Source organism: Longimicrobiales bacterium (genome assembly GCA_029245345.1).
Taxonomy (GTDB): domain Bacteria; phylum Gemmatimonadota; class Gemmatimonadetes; order Longimicrobiales; family Gaopeijiaceae; genus CALFPJ01.
Genome location: JAQWPM010000020.1, coordinates 1 through 18,110, shown reverse-complemented (window position 1 = coordinate 18,110; position 18,110 = coordinate 1). Strand labels below are relative to the sequence as shown.

The window sequence follows — 18,110 nt, the reverse complement described above, 5'->3', positions numbered from 1 at the left end:
TCCAATGGAACGTCGCGACTTCGTTCGGCTGGCCGGGACAGCAGCGCTCACACCAGGGTTGGCGACCACCATCGATTGGGACCGATTCGGTGGGGTGCGCCATTCACCCCTCTGGCCCGGATACGGGGACGCCATCGTGGTCGACGCCCTCGCGGGTCCGATCCAGTTCAACATCCCGCAGGAAGGGCTTCCGCTCAGTAACGCCGCTCTGAACGCAGTACGTGGATCAGGGATCACCGCAGTGAACATCACGGTGAACGCGCGCCCTACCGAGAACCAATCCGCCCTCGAGGCGACTGCCGCCAAAATGGAAGCATGGATGGCAGAGGCCGAACGGAGTTCCGACGTGCTCTCGGTCGCTACCACCGTGGGAGACATCCGAGCCGCGAAAGGGTCGGGCCGACTCGGCCTCGTCTTCGGCTTCCAAGACGGTGTTCCGTTCGAAGACGACCTGGACCGGCTTGACCGGTTCTACGAGATGGGCCTCCGCATCGTCCAGCCGACATACAACGTGCAGAACAAGATCGGTACCGGCTGTCTCGCGCCCAACGACAGCGGTCTGACCGACCTGGGACGGGAAGCGGTGGCGCGCATGGAGGCGTTGGGCATCTTGCTCGACTTTTCACACTGCGGCCCGCAGACAACCATCGACGGCATCCGTGCGGCGACGGGACCGGTTTCCATCACACACTCCGGGTGTAAAGCGGTGTTCGATCACCCACGCAGCAAGGACGACGCGACGATGCGTGAGACGGCGGACGGCGGCGGAGTGTTCGGCGTCTACCTCATGCCGTTCCTGAACCCCGCCGGCCCGCCCACGGCCTCAGACTTCATGGACCACATCGACCACGCTCTAGATGTGTGCGGCGAGGACCACGTGGGCATCGGGAGCGACCAGGGCATCGTTCCGCTCGATGTCAGCGGTGACTTCCCTAGCCGGTTCGATGCCGTTTCGGCCCAACGCTCCGCAGCTGGGATCGCGGCGCCTCGTGAGGACACGGTCCCCTATGTCCCGGATCTTAATACGCCGCGACGAATGGAGACGATCGCGGACATGATGGCGGCGCGCGGGCATGCCGACCGGGTGATCGAGAAGGTGCTGGGGACCAACTTCGTTCGGTTGTTCGGCGAGGTGTGGAGCTAGGCACCGCCATTGGGGCGAGGACGTCCACTAACCTGACACATCCCCGGACCGCTGCGATATTGGTCCTTCAATTCTCGCCCTGACCGAGCCCGGAAAACGTCATTCATGCTTGTCCCTCTGATTGCCCTGCTCCAGCTCGCCTCCTCCGCCGGGCCCGCCCCTCAGGCAGGCGTCCCGGAGTCGACAACCGAATACAGCGGCCGTCGAGGAGAGCTGGACGTCATGGTTCCCCGTATGGACCAAGACGTGGTCATCGACGGTGTGCTCGACGAGGCGGCGTGGGCCGAAGCCGCAGTTCTGACGGACTTCTCACAGTACCGCCCTGTAGACGGCGTGGCAGCCGAGGACAACACGGAGGTATTGGTCTGGTACTCGTCGACGGCCATCCACTTTGCGATCAAGGCGTATGAGCCCCACGGAACGGTGCGTTCCACTCTGGCCGATCGCGACCGGATTGCGAATGACGACCACATCCAGATCCTCCTGGACACGTTCAACGACGGGCGGACCGCGACGGTCTTCGGCGTCAATCCGCTCGGGGTCCAGTCCGATGGGTCGCGTGTCGAACGGGGAGCACAGTCACGTGGCTTCGGGGGACGTGGCACGCGGGACCCGGTCGACCTGAGCCCGGACTTCATCTACGAGACGCAGGGACAGCTCACCCCCTTTGGATATCAGATCGAGATGCGGATCCCCTTCAAGAGCGTCTCCTTCCAGCCTGCGGATATCCAGAGTTGGGGCATCAACGTGATCCGCCGCGTTCAGCACTCGGGCCATGAACAAACCTGGACACCGGCTCAGCTTGGGAGAGCCTCGTTCCTGGCCCAGGGAGGCACACTCCAAGACCTCCAAGACTTCGACCGGGGCTTGGTGTTGGACCTCAATCCGGTCGTGACGTCATCCGTCGACGGCAGTCCCGGTACATCCCGGTGGGACTACGATGCCTCCACTCCGGAAGTGGGCGGCAACGTACGGTGGGGCATCACCAGAAACCTAACGCTCAACGCCTCGGTGAATCCAGATTTCTCGCAAGTCGAAGCCGATGCTAGCCAGACCCAGTTCGATCCGAGGAATGCCGTCTTCTTCCCTGAGAAGAGGCCCTTTTTCCTAGAAGGCAGCGAGAACTTCCAGACGCCTAATCGGCTGATCTACACACGACGGATCGCCAGTCCGGACGTGGCGGCAAAGATCACCGGAAAGGTATCGGGCACCGAGGTGGCCTTCCTATCCGCGAAGGATTCGGACCTCGCGGGAGACGGGAGCTCTCCGATCTTCAACATCCTCCGGGTCAAACGGGACCTCGGAGAAGAGTCGACACTCGGCGTCGCTTATACGGACCGTGTCGACGGCGCGAACTACAACCGACTCGCGAGCGCCGACACGCGCCTCGTGTTCGGCGGCATCTACGACCTGCAGTTGCAGGGCGCATTCAGCTTCGACAGGAACTCGGGAGTCACACAAAACGGGCACCTGTGGGACGCAAATCTCCGGCGTCAGGGCCGTGAGTTCGGCTTCAACGTCTCTTTCAAGGGCATGTCCGATGATCTGATCGCAAGGAGTGGCTTCCTCAGTCGTGTGGGGACCGTCGCACTCAGGGGTGGGCCGAGCCTCACCCGTTACGGGAACGCCGGGTCGTTCGTGGAGCAGTACCAAGCGAGCCTGGTCCTAGAGTCCAACTGGCTCCATCAGACGTTCATGGACGGGGGGACACCGGACAACTGGCTAAAGTCGACGTTCGGACACGACTTCACGCTTCGCGGTGGATGGAACATCGGGATCTCAGCGCTTATCGAGCGCTTCTACTATCCGCCCGACCTGTATCAAGGTCTGTTTATTGAGCATCAGACCCCGACGGGCACGGAGTTCATTCCGTTCGTCGGTGAACCGAAGCTGGACAACTACGACCTGGTCCTGAGCTTCCGAACACCGAATTCCCCGCGCTTCAGCGCGAACGGCTTCTTTGCCTTCGGTCAAGACGAGAACTTCGACGAATGGTCGAATTCCTATGTTCTGCTGTGGTCCAGCAACCTCGTCTTTCGACCCACCGAACAGCTTCGAGCCGAGTGGAGTCATACGCGTCAGCAGTACCTGCGTAAGACGGACCGGACCTCAGTTCGAATAAGGTCTCTACCCCGCATCAAGGTGGAGTACCAACTCACTCGGGACATCTTCCTCCGGTTCGTTGGGGAGTACGACGCCGTGAAGGTCGACGCCCTCCGAGATGACGGCCGGACCAATGATCCCCTCGTGAGGGCCGACGGAAACGGCGGTTACGAGAGGGTTCTGGCTCAGACTCGAAACAACTTCGGGTTCGACGCGCTGTTTTCCTACGAACCGAGTCCAGGCACCGTGGTCTTCGCTGGGTACGGAAGCTCGCTTAAGGAGGAGAGGTCGTTCCGCTTCAGTGGCCTGGAACGCCGCAACGACGGCTTCTTCGTGAAGCTGAGCTATCTGTTCAGGATGAAGTGAGTGTGGACAGGACCTCTACCTGCTCGATCAAGCTTGTGATGCGATGGTCGTTCTCTGCAGACCCCCCAAAGCCAGAGGCTCGCAGCTCCTTCGCCAGTGTCTCGATAAGCGGTTTGCCTCCGAGCCGGATGGTAAGGACCGTCGTGATTCCAACGATCGGGACCAGCACGACCATCACGCCGAAAATCGGAATTAGTACTTCGATACCCATACCCTCACTCCAGAAGAGTCCTCACTGCGCGTCACCGGCCGCTCATGATGCGTTCGATGTCGTCCACCGTACGAGGCGCCTTGGCTGAGAGATTCTCGAAGCCGTCTTCCGTCACGAGAATGACGTCCTCGATCATGATCGCGATGTCCATCTCGGGCGCGTAGAGCTTTGGCTCAACCGTAAAGACCATCCCGGGCTCCAACGGTGTCGTGTAGTCCCGTCCGTCCGTGGCTTCGAGGCCCACATGGTGTCCGATGTCACGTACACCGAGGCCGGCCACTGCCGTGTACTGGGTGAGGCCTTTGCCTTGGGTGAGATAGTGTGTTGGTGAAGGCATTAAGCCCCACACGTTCTCCGCCCCCATCGCGTCGATGTCTTCGTTGTCCTCTAGGTCGTGGTCTTGATAGACCTGCGCCGCGGCTCGGATCACGTCGAGAATGGTGTTCCCTGGTCGAACCTGTGCGATGGCCGCCTCTTGAGCCTCGAGCACGATCTCATAGATGCGCTTTTGCTCAGGCGTGAATCGCCCAGAGACCGGAAAGGTCCGGCATACATCCGAGCCGTACATCGCCCACTCTGCCGCTCCATAGTCGATGAACACGAAGTCACCATCCTGCATCACTCGGTTCACCGAGTTGTAGTTCTCCGAACGGATCGTGAAGAGAGACACGGCGTCTGTCCCCGACGCGACGATCGGGGGGAATGCCGGGCGCGGTGAGCCACTCGCCTTCCACGTCCATTCCATAATGCCCGCGACTTCGAGGTCGTTCATCCCCGGCTCGATCCGCCGCATGGCCTCGATCAAGCCGTCGGCACTGATCTCCGCTGCGCGCCGCAGCGCATCGATCTCGTAGGCGTCCTTGACGACCCGCATTCGTTCGATGGCGGGCGTCGCATCGGACAACGTGCGGCCGCCGAGAGCATCGGAGATCGAGGCCTCCAGCTGCTGCTTGACGGTCTGCGGCGCTGCTAATCCGGGCGGCGCATAGAGGCTGGCGGTCTCCTTCGCGAAGTAGACGTCGTTTGAGCCCCGAACCAACACACGCAGGGCCTCAGTGAAGTCGTCCAGGGCGTAGGTCTCACCAATGCCCGTCGCGGCTTCCGCAGCCTGTCCCGGTTCCAGGCGCCGAATGAGCTGGTTCCAAGCAGACCCCAGAAGCCGATCGTCCTGAAAGGAGTACTGTGCGCCAGCGAATTCACGATGTCCCGGCAGGAAGAGCTGCTCCCTGACACCACCGGATCCGTCCGGCGAGATCATCAGAACCGCGTAGGGGGACTCCACACCCGTGAGGTAGAAGAAGTTCGGCTCCTGCTTCTTCTCGCCACCGTGCCGGATCATGTACTCAGAGGCCACGACGATGGGCGCGTCGAGCTGGGCAACCAACCGCGCGCGGCGTCCGGCGTAGACCTCGGGAGGAAACGCTATATCGGACTGAGCCGAGGCGACCGATGGTGCTACCGCAACCAGTGCAGCCGCGACGAGGACGCCCCAGCCATCCATAGCCGAACGGTTCATCAGGAGCTCTTCCTGAACGTCATTCGATTCCCACTCGGGAAATACAACGTCAGCACATCCCCGTCGACGTCTACTCGCGTTGGTTCGAGGGGGGCTCCCTCAGGGCCTCGCGCCACCATACGTAGAGGTGCCTCCTCCAGGCCCCGCATCGCCTCGCCCACAGAGAGGTTGAATAGGTGGCTGAAGACGACGCCGTCCTCAGTCCGTTCGTAGGTGCCCCCTTCCCCGGATCCACGCTTCGCAGCCCCGTTCTCATCCATCACGAAGAAGAGGACCTGCCAGTCATGTTCGGCGAAGAAGATCTGTCCACGGACTTCGTGGTCCGTACCGTCTGCGAGGAGGTAACGGTCTGCAGTCCAGGCGCCTCGGACGTCACCGGTGGATTGAGCCTGGGCCAGGAAGGGCGCACAAAGCGCGAAGGCGGCCAAGCTCCCCAGCACAGTGGATCGGACCCACATGTGCCTCTTCGGTGTTCGGCGGCTCATCGGGTGCCTGCCCGTGTGTCGGGAGTTATAACGTCTTTCTGCCAATAGAATGGGCCCGCCGTCCGCTGTCGGGGCCACACCTCGTCCAACGTGTCACCGTCGTAGAGGCGGCCGTTCATCATGACCCGGTGGATCTCACGGGAATTGCGGAGATTCTCCAGAGGATTGGCGTTCAGAATCACCAGGTCGGCGAGCTTGCCCACCTCGATCGAGCCCAAGTCCCCATCGAGACCCAGTGCATCGGCGCCTACGATCGTCGCGATTCGCAGCGCTTCATGAGGCGTCACGTCGGGGCCCATCCCCATCGCCCAAAGCTCCCAGTGGTACCCAAGACCCTGGAGCTGGCCGTGACTGCCAATGCCTCCGCGGCCACCCGCCTCTACGACTCGATCCACGAAGTCGGCAATCAGTGGGAACGGGTACTGCGACTCGTGGAACCAGCCGTTGTTTCCGGCGCCTGTCGGACCAGGGCGGCGGAGCGTCCGTAGTTGGAGATCCTCGAACGGCGTGAAGCGGCGGAGCTTCTCGTCCTCGAACACATCCTCCGTCGAGTAGAAGTAGTTCTCCGCCCACGGCCCTCCGTACGTCACGAGCATGGTTGGGGTGGTCGCCATCTGGGACTCCGCGAGAAGGCGGACGACGTCTTCGAACAGCGGCATGCCCGGCAGGTTGTGCTCGGTCCCGGAGTATCCGTCTTGGGCCATCGTGAGATTGAGCTCGAGATCAAGCGAGCCCTCCGTGGTGGGCATGAGTTCCAGCTCACGCGCAGCCTCGATGATCCACTGACGCTGCTGGCGGTTCCCCGCACCGTACATCTTGATGGTCTTGGTGTCGTAGTACGATGAATACCGGGTCATCACGTCTCGCGCGTGATTGAGGCTCTCCACGTTCTCGCTCGAAAACACACCCGGGCCGGTCGAGTAGATGCGTGGCCCCAACATGCGCCCTGCCCGAACCTGGTCCTCATAGGTCAATACGTCGGTGGTCGCGGTCTGAGGGTCGCGCGTAGTCGTGACCCCGAACGCGAGGTTGGCAGCGTATGCCCACGGCTGTGTGCGGTGGAAGTCGTACGCGGCCCTGAGGTGGGCATGAGTGTCGACATACCCTGGAAGAACGGTCTTTCCGGTCACGTCGATCTCGTCCGCACCGTTGGGGATCTGCACAGATCCACGTGCGCCGACCGCTTCGATGCGATTGTCGCGGATGATGACAACACCATTCTCGATGACTTCATCGCCGCGCATGGTGACGACTCTGCCCCCGACCAATGCCACGACACCGTCGGGGACATCCCGGTCGAATTCGACTTCGATCCGGCGTTCATCCGGAACGTATGCGTCGTCGTCCTCATCCTCGCCATGGGATTCGTCGTCGCCTTCGTCGTCCGCCTCCGCCTCTTCGTCGTCACTCTCAGCACGCTCGGCCGCTTCGACACTGTCTGCGTGGGCCTGCGCGGCAGCCAAGTCGTAGACGACGTGGGCGTTCCCTACTGACCAGTGAACCGTGCGACCGTCCGCAGACCACGTCGGGAACTGCCCGCCGATGTCCGTGAGCTTTCGCGCCGGGAACGTCGCGTTGTCCGGGTTCGACACAGAGATCGTCGGGGTTTCACCACCCACATATGGGACTGTGACGACGTAGATGTCATTCACGATCTGGGCGAGCGCCTGATCGCCGGTCGGAGCCATGACGACCAAGGACGCATTCTGTCCCCGACTCCCGCCCGAGGAAGTGCGGCCCGTGACCTTCACGTGCGACTTCCGATCTGTGCCGTCCCAACGCATCGAGACGAGCCCCTCTCCGCCGGAATAGGCCCATATGCGGTCGGGGTCGTTCGTGAAGTGGAACGAAGACATCCCACCGGTCGGAGCAATCAGCGACACGTCGCCACCTTCAGCCGGGAGCCACACCAAATCGGTCGGCTCACCGAGACTTCCTCGTGCGATCGCCTCCTCGTAATCACGTGAACTTGCCCGCTCGACCACGATCCGTGACCCGTCCGGGGCCCACTTGGGCTCTAGATACATCGCTGAGGTCGTCGTGAGTTGCTCGGCGTCGCCTCGACCGTCAGCACGGACCCGGTACACGTGTCCGCCCTCGGCATCGGTCCATCCGGAGAACACGATCCACTCTCCATCCGGTGACCACGATGGGTGTTGTTGCACCGCCGCGAGGTCATCCGCGATCCGCTCGGGATCGCCGTCCGGGTAGTCCATGACAAAGAGCTCAGACAAAACCGTGAACGCGAGACGTCCGCCCTCGGGCGACGGAATCGCGTTCCGGATCTGCTTCGCGACAAACGTCTCGGAGTCTTCGACGGGGTACTTGAAGTCGACCGACGGCCCGATGGGTAGGTCCACCTCGACCGCAAAAGGCACCTCGACGGCATCGCTGCCATCAACCGGCACACGCCAGATCTTGCCGCCGTACGTCGCGACGACTTCTCGCGAGTCGGGCGTGAAGCTCATGCCCGGGTATAGGTCCCTGCCCCCCCGGGACTCCTGATCGTCACGCTGAACCGGCCAGGCCAGCCAGTGCTCCTCCCCACTCGCAATGTCTCGAATCCGCAGCCCGGTATCCGAGATGTGACGAGACGCGTAGACCAACCACTTCCCGTCCGGGGACAGCGTCGGCCGGAAAGCCCCGCCCCATCGATTCGAACGCGACGCCGTCTCTCCAGTCTCCCGATCATACACCGCGAGCTGATAGAGATTCATACCGTTGTTGTAGAGGCTTCCTTGATTCAAGCGCCCACTGAACCACACATAGCGGTCGTCCGGTCCGAACGCGGCGCCCATCGTGCGTAGCGCAGCTGGTTCGCTGATCAGCTGAGCACCCGACCCGCCGTCTCGGTGCCACATATGCAGCTTCGAGTCTTTGGTCGCGATGATATACTGACCGTCGGGAGTCCACTCCGGACTGCCGTAGCTGTCGTGTTTGCCGCTTGTGACTTGGGTCGTATCTGCGAGGTCGAGGGACAGGATCCAAACGTTCTTGCCACCGTCCCGGTCCGAAGTGAAGACAACGCTTGCTCCGTCAGGGCTGAAGCGCGGTTGGGCATCGAAGCCCATCCCACGGGTTACTCGGCTCGCGGAGCCACCGGCGAGCGGCACCGTGAACAGATCGCCCAGGTGATCGAACAGCACGGTCTGCCCGTCGGGGCTGACATCCAGGGACATCCATGAGCCCTCGGTGGCTGTGTATTGCAGTCGGCGGCCGACCGCGAGGGGGAGTTGCTCCTGATCAGGGTCCTTGGCGGACTCTTCAGTCTCCTGCGCAGCGAGGGCTTGGTGGCCGTTGAGGTCGGCAAAGAAGCTCGAGGCAGCTAAGGCGAAGATGCAGAGGCGGATGGCACGTCTAATCATCGGATACGCGAGTTAGTGGAGTCGACTAGCTCCGCGGATCATGCGCTGAGGTGATGGGGCCCGCTAGGGCATTCTTCTGGAATGCGCCGAGCAGCAGACACCTTCAGCCTACCAAAGGGCTGCCGGACGATCTCGCTCAATGCTGATGCCTCGCGCAGCGCATGCACGATGATCGAGTCATTAGAGCGCGACGTGTGGGTTGTCCGACCGCAGCTCATCTCCCGACCGGACTCGTCGGGCCGTTTCGGCCGCAGTGTCCGGACATGATATCCGAATCGGCCTGACTAGGGTCGAGCGTCGGCTAGAGGGCGTGCTGAACTGCTCAAACGGAACAACAAATGTCTCAAGTCCGCATGAGATATCTCACCTGCGGGCCGGAAGCCGCACTTCTCCATGACGCGCTGCGAAGCGTGGTTCGTTGGCAGTGTGAAGCCGACGAGTTCCGCGAGCCCTACACCGTCGAAAGCGGCATCGATGACGGATTTGGCAACTTCGGTGGCGACTCCCTGCCCCCATCGCTCGGGATGAACCCCGTAGAACAGTTCGACCTCCAAACCACTTCCGACATCGACAGCTCTCAGTCCGGCGCGTGCCACGAACGGTCCACCTAGGCCGTCACGGAACATCCACGTACCGAACCCGTGCTTCTTCCAATGGGAGAGATGTCGCCTGAACAGCCTGGCTGAGTCCCGCCTGGGCCAAACCTTACCGTCGGAGGAGAGCGTAGCCATCACCTCAGGGGCGGCATAGAAGTCCTGAAAGTCTCTCAGGTCCGAAACGGACAGACGCCCCCCTACGAACCGAGGGGTGGTGATCACCGCCGGCGCGTTAGCCAATGGGGCTGTCGGCGGTCGGGCCGCCACGGTCGGGGGAAAGTTCGGTCATTTGTCGCACTTAGGTAGGCGGATCCTTTTTATGCTCGTTCATGGACGCGGCACTGACAAGGGATTCGACTGCCTCGTGGCCACTGGGCCGTTGGGCGCCGCTCCAGCTATCCAGCACTGTTTCACTCGTCTGATCACGGGCTTGCGTGGCTGCCCTCAGTCCCTCACGCATCGAGGTCCTACCGATGGTACCGGTCCTCAACGCCGATGGCGTCATCTTGAACGCGGCGGTTCTGCGCGACTCACAGGTACTGGGACAGCGCGTTCGCTGTCCTGCATGCGCGTCCAAGGGCTTCGCGCGTTGGCCAGGTGGATGGAACGAGCGAAACAGAGCTGGATAGCTAGGTGTGGCTGGGTGCCGCGCAGGGGCTAGTTGCGGTCAGCTAGGTCGGGGGGGACAAGGCGCGCGGGTGCGGTTGGCAAGCCCCCAAATAGGTAAGGTCCCACCCTTACGTCTAACCCCTACCTCTACCCTGTACGGATGGGGCACTCTAACGCCTCCCGCCTTCAGCTTCGCAATCGTTTCCCGCTAGGCCCGGTCGAGAACAGCGCCGACACCTTGGGCGACCAAGGCGACTAGGGCCCCTAAGAAGAAGCCGGGCACACCGAAGGCAACCGGCATGCCGACCAGCGCGCCGAACGCCATCACCGTGCCCCAGTTCAGACCAACCGTGAGAAGATCGACAACGACACCGCCAAAAGAGTAGAGAACGCCGCAGACCAGGCCGAGGTAGGCGCTCCACTTGGCGAACCTCATCGAGGTGGGCAGGACCTTCATGTGAGGATCGGGTCCATCCGGTGCCTCCGAGTGCTCGGCAAGACTGAGGTGGAGCCGACGCCGGTCGTCGACAGCCGTTCGAAGGGATGCCACAGCGAAGAACAGACCAAGTTAGGCGCCACGCTCGCTCAGCTTCGCCAGGTCGCACTTCAGGGCCTCGGCTGTGACGGTTGTGGCGTATTCATTCGAGTCTGCCGAGATGATGCGCATAGCATTGCCTCCAGCTTCGGCAACTGCATTGCGAGCCTTGTTCATCGCACCTTGAGCGTCTGCCCCTGTACTAGATCCCATGGACTCTGAAACCGCGACGATGGTAATGAACTCACAGGCCCTTTCCTTCTAGGTGTCTGTGACGGGCTGAACGGTAGCTCCCTGCGGAGTCACGGTCGCCATGCAGCCGAATCCCGACACGCACATGACCGGCGCTAGGGCTACTGCGCCTATGAATCTCATCGGGCCATCCTCCACCAAGTCCTGTAGTGCTCCACCTTCATTCTGCTCCGCCCCACTCAGGCCCGCAACTCAGGACGCGCAAAACACTATTTAGTGGTTCAGCGTAAGTGGTGGTGGAATAAGGGGTGCCCCCCGGTACTGGGGTCTCGCTTATCGGGGAAATGGACCCGTGCCAGCTACCAAATATTTTTCGGGGAACGGTATTGCAGTGGCGCCGATGTGTGCGGTCCTGCACCAGTACCGCCCCGTGGACGCCAATAAGGGGAGGGGTGACCGGCCAGCGAGTGCTTCCTGAGTCCTGACTCCATTGTGGGTCCTTCTGTGGGTCCTCATCACCCATATGCCACGGACAAAACAAACCCCACAACCTATAAAAGCGCTGCAGAGCTTGGCTTATCACTAATGACCCGGCTGGGGCTCGAACCCAGGACCTACGGATTAAAAGTCCGTTGCTCTACCAGCTGAGCTACCGAGTCGGTACGCGCATGAAGATACGATGGCCTGAGAAAAGTTGAAGCGCTTGGGCTAGGAACGCCGCCGAGCTACATCCTCAATGCACCAACACGAACGGACGAAGGGGCTGACTGAGCACGGCAGTCGCGATCGCAATCCCCTCTAGGAAGCTCCCAACCCGTAGGTTCTCATTCGGGCTGTGTTGGTTGTTGTCCGGGTTGACCGTCGGGACTGTGACCGCGGGAATCCCGAGTGTCGACACGAACGGAGAAATCGGAATCGATCCGCCGCTCGTGCGAATCTTCACCGGTTCTTCCCCAAACAAGTTCACGAGACCGGCGCTCAGCCAGAGTCCGGGCTCGGAGTCGAAGTCGGTGCGGAAGGCGTCATACGACACACGGGCGTCGAAGCGTGCGAGTCGCCCCTCAGTCTGCCGCTCCTCCTCTGTGGGGTCACGGTCTTTGATGATGTGATAGCCGAGTTCCTTGATGTGGTCCTCAATCAGGCCCAAGAGCCTCCACCCATCAGTCTCCCGCACGAGCCGAACGTCGACCTCAGCCGTCGCGGTAGCTGGCACGATCGTTCTGACCTGTTCTCCAACCCATCCGGACTGAAGGCCTCTGATATTCAGCGACGGCCACTGGACAGCTTCCTGGAGGCTGCCCGCGACTGCGTCGATCTCAGCAATCCCTAAGCGAGCCATGACTTCTCGCTGATCGTCAGGAACCGCATCTAGGATCCGACGGGTCGCCGCATCGATTTCGATTCCATCATAGAAACCGGGAATGGTGACTCGGCCCTCGTTGGACTTCATCGAAGCCAAGATCTGGGCGAGTCGAATGCCCGGATTAGGCGCGAAGTTCCCATAGTGCCCACTGTGCTGCGGGACACGGGGACCATAGGTAGTCAGTGTGAAGCTCGAGATGCCCCGGGCGCCGAACTTGAGCGACGGCCGCCCAGAATAGTGGGGTGGCCCGTCGAAGATGATCAGCATGTCGGCTGCGAGTTTTTCAGAGTATCTCTCGATCGCCGCGGGCAGCACCGGTGATCCCATCTCCTCCATCGTGTCGATGATGACCTTGATGTCGTAGTCGGGCTCGACGCCCGCAGCAGCCATGACGTCCAGCGCCTTGAGGAACTGAATGTTGGGTCCCTTAGAGTCCGAGGCCGATCGAGCATAAATGCGCCAGTCTTCGTCGATGCCCGCCTGCAAGGCGTCCCAGGAGATTTCTTCGAACGACCCGTCAGCGCCCTCCTCCTTCAACGCGGCCAGGTAGGCACTCTCCTGATTCCACGCCGAGGGGTCCACGGGCTGTCCGTCCGACTGGAGGTACACCAAAACCGTGGCAGATGGATTCGCAACCCGGCGCTCCACGAAAAGCAGCCGATTGCCCTCGGTCTCGAGCCGCTCAGCGGTAAACCCCCGGTCCGTGAACGCGCGCTCGAGCCAGGTGAGCAGCCGATCGATGTCTTCCGGGAAGTGTCCATCGTTCGGAAGCCCGAGGTACTCCCGGAACATCTCGATGGCGGGCACCGCGTCCGAGTCGACCAGCGCCTGAATGCGCTCGGGAGAGAGTTGCGCCTGGACCTGGCCAGCGAGCAAGAAAGAAAGAAGCAGGGTCGTCACACCGCTACGCATCCCAATTTTCTGCACTGACTTACTCCGAATTGAAGCGATTCAACAGGTCTCATCTCACAGTTCTAATGCGTACTGCAGCCCTGTAAATGTAAGACGATGATGAGGCGTGAGGCCGAGCTCATCGATCGCAGCACGGTGTTCCGCCGTGCCATAGCCCATGTTGCGCTCCCAGCCGTACCCGGGATAGCGGAGCGCCAGGCGCTGCATGAGCCGATCCCGCACGACCTTCGCGAGGATCGATGCGCACCCGATGCTGTGCACGATCCCGTCTCCGCCCACGACAGCGTCGTGCTCTCTACCTAAGTGTTTCACGGGCAGGCCGTCCACGACGATGTGATCGGGCTGCGCATCAAGGGCATCCAACGCACGCTGCATCGCGACGGTCGTCGCCCGGAGGATGTTGCGCCGATCGATCTCATGAACGGATGCAGCTCCGACGCCGAAAGCGAGCGCCGCGCTGGTAATGGCCCCGTAGAGTTCCTCCCGTGTCTGGGCACTCAGCTGTTTGGAATCGTCCGCGCCATCGACGGAGACACCTGCCGGGAGAATCACCGCCGCCGCGACTACCGGGCCAGCAAGCGGACCTCGGCCCGCCTCATCGACACCCGCCATAAAAAGACCGCGGCCCCAGAACCGACGCTCGTATTCGAGCAAGTCCTGGGGCCGCGGTAACCTTGCAGAGTCCGGCTTCATGCCGGGGTCACAATCAGCGAACGGTGCGCTTCTCTGGGATCCTGGCGGACTTACCACGACGGCCCCGGAGGTAGTAGAGCTTCGCGCGGCGGACTCGGCCACGGCGAACCACTTCGATGCCAGATACTGTGGGGGCCTGTAGCGGGAAGATACGCTCCACACCTACACCACTGGCGATCTTGCGAACGGTGAAGGTCTCATCGAGCCCACCGTGCTTGCGAGCTATGCACACACCCTCGAACGCCTGGACGCGCTCTTTGGCCCCCTCACGGACGAGATAAAGCACCTTGATAGTGTCACCAGGTGCGAACTCGGGGAGGTCGTCCCGGAGTAGCTCTTTTTCGATTTCTTTGATCACATCGGACATAATTCGGCTCCACGGTATTGCCGAAGGCGTTCTTAGAGAGACCAGTAATGTAATCAGGTTATTGAGAGGGTGAAGTCCCCCCCCTACGGGTGTCGTATCGGGCCGGAACGAGCCATCTTGGCCCGTCTCAATCCCCATCCGGAGCTACCATGCGCATTCTACGGATTCCCATCCTAATCATGATCGCCCTCGCGGCTGCCTGTGGAGGCGGAGAAGGAGAAGTCGAGGAAGCAGCGGTCGGCCTCGCCGACACGGATCAATCGAGGGCCGAGCGGCTTGAGAGCCTCCTCTCCACACTGGCCGCCGATTCTATGGAAGGGCGTCGCACCGGAACGGAAGGCGCTGCTAAGGCGGCTCGCTTCCTAGCCGCTGAGCTCGAGCGTTACGGCGTGGAGCCAGCCGGCGACGATGGGTACTTCCAGACGGTGCCCATGGCACGAGTGGAGATTCGCGGTCGCGAGCGTCTGACTATTGCATCTGCGACCATCGACTTCGACACGATTTCTGCGGACAGGATCTTGGACACCGAGGTCAACGTCGTCGGCATCATTCGCGGCGCGGACCCCGAAGTCGCGGGAGAAGCCGTGATCCTAGGAGCTCACTTCGACCACGTCGGCATAGGTCAGCCGGTCGATGGTGATTCGATATACAACGGAGCCGACGACGACGGATCTGGAACCGTCGCGGTGCTGGAGATCGCCCGGGACATCATCGAGAGCGGCACCGCACCCCGCCGGACCATCATCATCTTGCTCAGCACGGCAGAAGAGATGGGTCTGCTCGGGACGCGTTACTACATCGACAACCCTGTGATCCCGATGGAGCAGACCGTCGCGGATCTTCAGATCGAGATGATCGGGCGTCCCGACTCATTATCGGGCGGCTTTGGGAAGGGTTGGCTGACGGGCTTCGAGCGCACCACGATGGGCGACCAGCTCAGTGCCGCTGGATCTCCGATCGTCGCAGACACCCGCCTCGACCAGAATTTCTTCTTTCGCAGCGACAACATCGCGTTTGCGCGCCTGGGTATCCCCGCGCACACCCTGTCGTCGTTCAATATGCATACCGACTACCATCAGCCGTCCGACGAGGTAGCGATGGTCGACTTCGGGCACATGGCGGCCCTGGTAGACGCCGCGGTGGAGGCGGTCCGTTTCCTCGCCGATGGGCCGAAGCCGGCATGGAAAGAAGGCGGAATGGAAGGACTGGGGAACTGACGTTGAGCCTCTATGAGCTGGACCTCGATCTGTCACTGACGAGGGACGACTTCGAAGCAGCGCGCGCTCGAGTCGCGCCGCACACGTACCACACGCCACTGCTCACATCCCGCTCCCTTAGCGAGGCCACCGGCTTCGACATGCGCCTAAAGGCGGAGATCTTCCAAAGGGGTGGATCGTACAAGGTACGCGGCCCGACGAATCTGATCGGCCAACTGACGGTCGAAGAAAAGGCCCGCGGAGTCATCTGCTCGTCCGCGGGCAACCACTCCCAAGGTGTGGCGATCGCGGCTCGGCAACACGGCGTAAAGGCCGTGGTGTGTATGGCCGAGAACGCGACTCCGTCAAAGATCGCAGCGACGGAGGGCTACGGGGCAGAAGTCATCCTACACGGCACGATCTGGGATGAAGCCAACGAGAAGGCGTTGGAGCTCGTGGAGGAGCGAGGGCTGACCTATATACACCCCTTCGACGATCCTCGGCTGATCGCGGGACAAGGGACGGTCGGCCTCGAGATCATGGAGGACTTCCCCGATGTGGATGTGATCGTGGTGCCCATAGGAGGGGGCGGGCTCATTTCCGGCGTGTCGATGGCAGCAAAGAGCATCAACCCGGAGGTGCGGATTATTGGCGTAGAATCCTCTGGTGCCCCCGCCATGAAGCTCAGCGTTGAAGCCGGCCATCAGGTGACGCTCGACGAAGTCGACTGTGTAATCGATGGACTTCGTGTAAGAAGGATCGGCTACAACACACGCTCGGTGGCGGCCCGATTTGTCGACGAAATAGTGACGTTGCCTGACCAACAGATCTTCGAAGCGCTCCTCTGGCTCATGGAGCGAGCTAAGCTCGTGGCCGAGGGTGCGGCAGCGGCACCGGTCGGAGCTCTGCTTCAGGGGCTCGTAAAGGCGCCAGCCGGAGCGAAGGTCGTTGCCGTCTTGAGCGGGGGCAATTTGGACACCGAGCAACTGCGTGGCTTGAGCTGGAACTAGTCTCTGCTCAACTCCGGTCTCCGTTCCACCGTGATCCGTTCGGCCTGCTCCTTCTTCCACTCATCGATCTTCGCGTGATCACCCGAGAGTAGTACTTCTGGCACTTCGTGCCCTCGGTACTCCGCCGGTCGAGTGTAGGACGGAGCGCTGACCTGTCCTGCATCGTAGAACGAATCGGTTGATGCAGCCTCGTGGTCTCCGATCGCTCCGGGCAAGAGTCGCACGACCGCGTCCGTGATGACCAACGCCCCGACCTCTCCCCCGGACAGTACATAGTCACCGATGGAGATCTCTTCGGTCGCCAGATGGTCGGCCACGCGTTGGTCCACGTCTTTATAGTGACCACACAGAAGGGTTAGATCGGGCTGCACGCTCAATCGTACCGCGTCATCATGCGTGAACGGACGGCCCCGAGCGGACAGTAGCACGACCGGGCCCACAGGCGCGACGTCATCCATCGCCTCAAAGAACGGTTCGGGCTTCATCACCATCCCCGCCCCTCCCCCGTATGGGAGAGCATCCACGGTCCGGTGCTTGTCGTGGGTGTAGTCGCGTAAGTCGATGAGGTTGTACTCGACCAAGCCCGCCTCAGAGGCCCGCTTCGGAATGGACAGTCCAAGAGGGCCTTCGAAGAAACTCGGGAAGATCGAGACGATGTTGATGCGCACGATCAGAGATCCAAGAGTCCGTCGGGCGGGTCGACGACGAGCCGTGAGGCATCAGCGTCCACTTCAACAACGACCTCTTTTGTGAAGGGGATCATGTACTCCTTCTTCTCCCCGCGGACCTCAAGCATGTGCGCTGGGCTGAGCTCAAAGATCTCCGCGACTTCACCGAGTTTCTGACCCGCAACGGTCTCGACCTTCATACCAATTAGATCGTGGAAGAACACTTCGCCCGCGGCGAGCGGAGCGACGTCCTCAGCGGGAACGAAGAGGTATCGATTACGAAGTCGATCGGCCTCATTCCGGTCATCTACTCCTGCGAACACGATGAGATGTCCGTTCTGAAACGGCCGCACCGTCTCGATACGCAGCGGCGGCAGATCGGGATCCGGCTGCTCGTCGTCCTTACCACCCAGACGAAAAACCACCCCGGGGACAAAGATGCCCTCGGGGTGGTCCGTCAGCGGCCCAATAAAAAGCTCACCCTTTGTTCCGTGCGGCCTATTTACATGCCCCACGACGAGAAACTTCGGGTCTTGGCGACCCATGAATCAAAGACGCCCGAGGGTTACTCGGACTTCTCCTCTTCGGTTTCTTCGGCGTCGGCAGCCGGCTCTTCAGCAGCTTCCTCTGCAGGAGCTTCCTCAGCTTCGGCCTCGGGAGCAGCAGCTTCCTCTGCAGGAGCTTCCTCAGCTTCGGCCTCGGGAGCAGCAGCTTCCTCTGCAGGAGCTTCCTCAGCTTCGGCCTCGGGAGCAGCAGCTTCCTCTGCAGGAGCTTCCTCA

Annotated in this window: 17 protein-coding genes and 1 tRNA gene; 4 read left to right on the top strand and 14 right to left on the bottom strand. The window is 61.6% G+C overall.

What is annotated here, in order from left to right; translation table 11 throughout:
- Window positions 1-4: 4 nt before the first annotated feature.
- The gene (locus P8L30_11050; protein MDG2240728.1) at window positions 5-1,144 is read left to right on the top strand and encodes a membrane dipeptidase; all 1,140 of its coding nucleotides are present in this window, start codon (window positions 5-7) and stop codon (window positions 1,142-1,144) included.
- A gap of 105 nt (window positions 1,145-1,249) precedes the next feature.
- Window positions 1,250-3,613 carry a DUF5916 domain-containing protein gene (locus P8L30_11045; protein MDG2240727.1) on the top strand — a complete coding sequence of 788 codons (2,364 nt, stop codon included), beginning with the start codon at window positions 1,250-1,252 and terminating at the stop codon, window positions 3,611-3,613.
- Here the strand turns inward: P8L30_11045 and P8L30_11040 are convergent.
- The 11 genes from P8L30_11040 to rplS all read right to left on the bottom strand — a co-directional run bounded on the left by P8L30_11040 (window position 3,600) and on the right by rplS (window position 14,457).
- Window positions 3,600-3,824 (bottom strand): hypothetical protein, encoded by a 225-nt coding sequence (locus P8L30_11040; GenBank protein MDG2240726.1) that lies wholly within the window; start codon window positions 3,822-3,824, stop codon window positions 3,600-3,602. The two genes, P8L30_11045 and P8L30_11040, sit on opposite strands and share 14 nt — an antisense overlap.
- 31 nt (window positions 3,825-3,855) lie before the next feature.
- The gene (locus P8L30_11035) at window positions 3,856-5,340 is read right to left on the bottom strand and encodes a Xaa-Pro peptidase family protein (GenBank protein ID MDG2240725.1); all 1,485 of its coding nucleotides are present in this window, start codon (window positions 5,338-5,340) and stop codon (window positions 3,856-3,858) included.
- Window positions 5,340-5,825: a hypothetical protein gene (locus tag P8L30_11030; protein MDG2240724.1), complete on the bottom strand. Its 486-nt coding sequence runs from the start codon at window positions 5,823-5,825 to the stop codon at window positions 5,340-5,342. The genes P8L30_11035 and P8L30_11030 overlap by 1 nt, the downstream gene beginning before the upstream one ends.
- Window positions 5,822-9,190, bottom strand: a complete 3,369-nt coding sequence (locus P8L30_11025) for an amidohydrolase family protein (GenBank protein MDG2240723.1) — start codon at window positions 9,188-9,190, stop codon at window positions 5,822-5,824. Before P8L30_11025 ends, P8L30_11030 begins: the two co-directional genes overlap by 4 nt.
- 284 nt (window positions 9,191-9,474) lie before the next feature.
- Window positions 9,475-10,026, bottom strand: coding sequence for a GNAT family N-acetyltransferase (locus P8L30_11020; GenBank protein ID MDG2240722.1), 552 nt, complete (start codon window positions 10,024-10,026; stop codon window positions 9,475-9,477).
- 577 nt (window positions 10,027-10,603) lie between these two features.
- Window positions 10,604-10,852 (bottom strand): hypothetical protein, encoded by a 249-nt coding sequence (locus tag P8L30_11015; protein MDG2240721.1) that lies wholly within the window; start codon window positions 10,850-10,852, stop codon window positions 10,604-10,606.
- A gap of 111 nt (window positions 10,853-10,963) precedes the next feature.
- Window positions 10,964-11,143, bottom strand: a complete 180-nt coding sequence (locus P8L30_11010) for a hypothetical protein (GenBank protein ID MDG2240720.1) — start codon at window positions 11,141-11,143, stop codon at window positions 10,964-10,966.
- Between the two features lie 565 nt (window positions 11,144-11,708).
- Window positions 11,709-11,781 (bottom strand) — tRNA-Lys (locus tag P8L30_11005).
- Window positions 11,782-11,855: 74 nt separating this feature from the next.
- Entirely contained in the window at window positions 11,856-13,412 is a 1,557-nt protein-coding gene (locus P8L30_11000; GenBank protein ID MDG2240719.1) for a M20/M25/M40 family metallo-hydrolase, read from the bottom strand.
- A 39-nt stretch (window positions 13,413-13,451) separates the two neighbouring features.
- Window positions 13,452-14,090, bottom strand: coding sequence for a ribonuclease HII (locus tag P8L30_10995; GenBank protein MDG2240718.1), 639 nt, complete (start codon window positions 14,088-14,090; stop codon window positions 13,452-13,454).
- A 13-nt stretch (window positions 14,091-14,103) separates the two neighbouring features.
- On the bottom strand, window positions 14,104-14,457 hold the full coding sequence (gene rplS, locus P8L30_10990) for a 50S ribosomal protein L19 (protein MDG2240717.1): 354 nt from the start codon (window positions 14,455-14,457) through the stop codon (window positions 14,104-14,106).
- 149 nt (window positions 14,458-14,606) lie between these two features.
- Between rplS and P8L30_10985 the strand changes: the two genes are divergently transcribed.
- Together P8L30_10985 and P8L30_10980 are read left to right on the top strand one after the other, a co-directional pair.
- A complete protein-coding gene (locus P8L30_10985) occupies window positions 14,607-15,674 on the top strand; it encodes a M20/M25/M40 family metallo-hydrolase (GenBank protein MDG2240716.1) in 1,068 nt (355 codons plus the stop codon).
- Window positions 15,675-15,676: 2 nt separating this feature from the next.
- Complete coding sequence (locus P8L30_10980) at window positions 15,677-16,663, top strand: threonine/serine dehydratase (GenBank protein ID MDG2240715.1); 987 nt, start codon at window positions 15,677-15,679, stop codon at window positions 16,661-16,663.
- Here the strand turns inward: P8L30_10980 and trmD are convergent.
- From trmD to P8L30_10965, 3 genes are all read right to left on the bottom strand, one after another.
- Window positions 16,660-17,331 carry a tRNA (guanosine(37)-N1)-methyltransferase TrmD gene (gene trmD, locus P8L30_10975; protein ID MDG2240714.1) on the bottom strand — a complete coding sequence of 224 codons (672 nt, stop codon included), beginning with the start codon at window positions 17,329-17,331 and terminating at the stop codon, window positions 16,660-16,662. The genes P8L30_10980 and trmD overlap by 4 nt on opposite strands.
- A 2-nt stretch (window positions 17,332-17,333) precedes the next feature.
- A complete protein-coding gene (rimM, locus tag P8L30_10970; GenBank protein ID MDG2240713.1) occupies window positions 17,334-17,876 on the bottom strand; it encodes a ribosome maturation factor RimM in 543 nt (180 codons plus the stop codon).
- Window positions 17,877-17,896: 20 nt separating this feature from the next.
- Window positions 17,897-18,110 (bottom strand): hypothetical protein (locus P8L30_10965; GenBank protein MDG2240712.1); only part of this gene is annotated, 214 nt, incomplete at its 5' end.